The sequence below is a fragment of the Brevibacterium sp. HMSC063G07 genome, assembly GCF_001810665.1.
Classification (GTDB): Bacteria; Actinomycetota; Actinomycetes; order Actinomycetales; family Brevibacteriaceae; genus Brevibacterium.
Genome location: NZ_KV802359.1, coordinates 1 through 2,390, shown reverse-complemented (window position 1 = coordinate 2,390; position 2,390 = coordinate 1). Strand labels below are relative to the sequence as shown.

General features: G+C 59.7%; 4 protein-coding genes. All 4 read right to left on the bottom strand.

Annotated elements, in window-relative coordinates:
* Positions 1-49: 49 nt before the first annotated feature.
* Positions 50-985, bottom strand: coding sequence for a protein rep (locus HMPREF2757_RS06485; RefSeq protein ID WP_070544385.1), 936 nt, complete (start codon positions 983-985; stop codon positions 50-52).
* Between the two features lie 213 nt (positions 986-1,198).
* Positions 1,199-1,456 carry a hypothetical protein gene (locus tag HMPREF2757_RS06480; protein WP_070544389.1) on the bottom strand — a complete coding sequence of 86 codons (258 nt, stop codon included), beginning with the start codon at positions 1,454-1,456 and terminating at the stop codon, positions 1,199-1,201.
* Positions 1,456-1,746, bottom strand: a complete 291-nt coding sequence (locus HMPREF2757_RS06475; protein ID WP_070574462.1) for a hypothetical protein — start codon at positions 1,744-1,746, stop codon at positions 1,456-1,458. The genes HMPREF2757_RS06480 and HMPREF2757_RS06475 overlap by 1 nt, the downstream gene beginning before the upstream one ends.
* A 228-nt stretch (positions 1,747-1,974) precedes the next feature.
* Entirely contained in the window at positions 1,975-2,247 is a 273-nt protein-coding gene (locus HMPREF2757_RS06470) for a hypothetical protein (RefSeq protein WP_070544383.1), read from the bottom strand.
* Positions 2,248-2,390 lie beyond the last annotated feature (143 nt).

The following is a 2,390-nucleotide window of genomic DNA, read 5'->3' as shown; positions in this document are numbered from 1 at the left end:
TGCTAGCACCTCGCATATCCTGCCCCGCGAAGAACATTCATCCGTGCACTCAGGCGGGTCGATCTTTCCTCCTCTGAAGGTCGTATCCGCGACCGGTCAGGTAGCGGTAAAAAAGGGTGCGAAAGGGGAGGTCGTCGAAGGGCTCGTCAATGAGCTGCTCCGGCACCACCACCGAACGGAAGCAGCCAGCAGATCCGATGAGTCTCTTTCCGCGCAAGGTCTCGTAGCAGTGCCACGTGTCCTCAACAGGCTGATCCGAAAACTTCACCGCGTACTTGAACACCTCGAGGAAGCCACTCACAGGATCCTCCTGGCTGATCGGCCGTACGTCCACCACGTGGCTATCACCAGTGATGTTTTTCCACTCAGCCGAGAGCTGCAGCTGGTCAGGCTGATGCTCAGCGATCGCGATCATGTGCAGATGCGGATGCCAGAGCCCAGAACCTGTGCCGCGCTTCACTTCGTACGACCACACAGCACCCATAACACCATCGAGGCAAGAGCCGCGAGCACGGTGTTTCCGCATCCATAGCTCTCGCTGGCCACGATGGAGGTGCTTAAAACGCTCAGCCAAGTCATTGCCATCCTTAACGGTCAGAGTCACGAGAAAGGGCTTTAAAGAGGCGTTCGACCCTCTAAGCACCTCCCACCTATCCAGGTAGCTTTTGAGGGCCTTGCTGCCCCTCCTGATGGCGCACAGGGGGCATAGGAGATGCTTCATGCAAAGCGAAGCTGCATGCAACCGCACTTCGTCGACGGTGAAGTAGTGCCGGAACATCAAATAGTCCCCACACGAGCCGACCCGCCGTGCTAAGCCTTGATGGCCTCCAAGCCCGCTGATAAACTCCGCTACGTCGAGAGCGCCTGCTTTAGCTGCTCCATATCTCTGAACCCTTCGGGGTAGTGCCTCGATGCCCTGAACGCCGATTTCTCCTGCCAGAGAGTCGGCGTTTTCCTTTGGGTCATCCGGTGGTCGTTCCTCCATCGGCGGCCCTCCGTGCGATGAGGAACCCAATGGGTCCAGCCAGCATCTCGCGGCCCAGCCGGACGGCGTCCGGCGACAAGCCCTGATCGCAGGCAAACGAGCCGGAAACCCGCATGGATGCTGGCTTGGAGCAATTGTTTGTATGTATCAAGGGAAGAGCGCCGGCCGGCGCCAAGTGCCGGGGCAGGCCCGTCCCAAGGCGTCGTCCCGCGCTCACTTCTTTTCCTCGTACGACAAATTGACTGTCGCGCCAGGTGCCCACGCACGCACCGGCACGGAGATCTGCGAGCCGACCTGGTCGGCGTACTTCGTCAGATCGGGAACCGTGAGGGTGTAGAGCTGCACCAAGCCGCGGGAGTCGAGGCCTTCCACCTGGAGTACTGACCGGGGCTGGATGACCTCGCCGGTCTTCTTGTTGACACCACCACCGAGAGTGGTGGCAGCGCGAACGGTGCCTGTGAGAGTCAGCATCAGTGCGTCTCCTCATCAGGGATCAAACCGTGCTTTTCGATGGCCTCCTGCGCGAGCTTGACGGCTTGCAGCGTGGCGGCCGTGAGGAACTCACGCTTGCTCATGTCGAGCAGCTGGCAGACATCTTCCACGTCGCTGAACAGCTCGGGGTGAACGTCGAATTGCAGCTTCTTCAGCTTGAGCTGCTCGGCAGTCTCCGGGTCTCTGAGGAAGTGATCCATCAGGCCGTAGTTGCCACGTTTGTAAAGCTCGTCGAGAGCTTTATGCTGGATGAGGGAATCAAGGTCCACATCGGCTCCAATTGAAGGTTGCAGGAACGACAATTGTTACCAGACGAAAGGCCGATGTAAAGCCTTACGCGTGCAGGATACGAATTCAGAGCCCTTTTTGTGGTCCACGCAGCCTGTTTTGCATGCGCGAAGACGGGCAGGGGAGGGGAGGGCGCTGGGCACGCGGCGCATCGCTGCGTTGGCGTGAGAGCCGTGGCTCTGCATGGGGGGCATACCCCCCATACCCCCTTAGGCCGCTGGCTGATCCTCCACCGGGTCTCCCAGGACGCCGTAGTCAGTCTCGGCGAATGCCGGCCGACCATGCTTCAACAGCAGGTGTTGGTAGGTGTCAAAACGATCACAGAGGCGAGACAGGGTGGATACCGCGAGGCAGCAAAACGACGCCTCGTCGGGATTCGAGCTGCGCCAGATCTCGATCAACGCTTGGGCTTCGGCCAGAGGCCCGTGGATCTCGCGTTCAGCTTCGCCCAGCTCGGGCGCAATAGACTTCTTCTCAGCCATTTTTCATCTCCAACACAGATGGGTTTTGGTTAGGCCTCGGTGGGTGTTGACGCACTCACCGGGGCCGCTTTCGCTGTTGAACGCTCTGCGTGAATCAGCCTGAGCGAGGTGCTAGCACCTCGCATATCCTGCCCCGCGAAGAA

Coding starts and splice junctions, on each gene's coding strand:
- HMPREF2757_RS06485 (WP_070544385.1), bottom strand. CDS start 985: ATGGAGGAACGACCACCGGATGACCCAAAGGAAAACGCCGACTCTCTG.
- HMPREF2757_RS06480 (WP_070544389.1), bottom strand. CDS start 1,456: ATGCTGACTCTCACAGGCACCGTTCGCGCTGCCACCACTCTCGGTGGT.
- HMPREF2757_RS06470 (WP_070544383.1), bottom strand. CDS start 2,247: ATGGCTGAGAAGAAGTCTATTGCGCCCGAGCTGGGCGAAGCTGAACGC.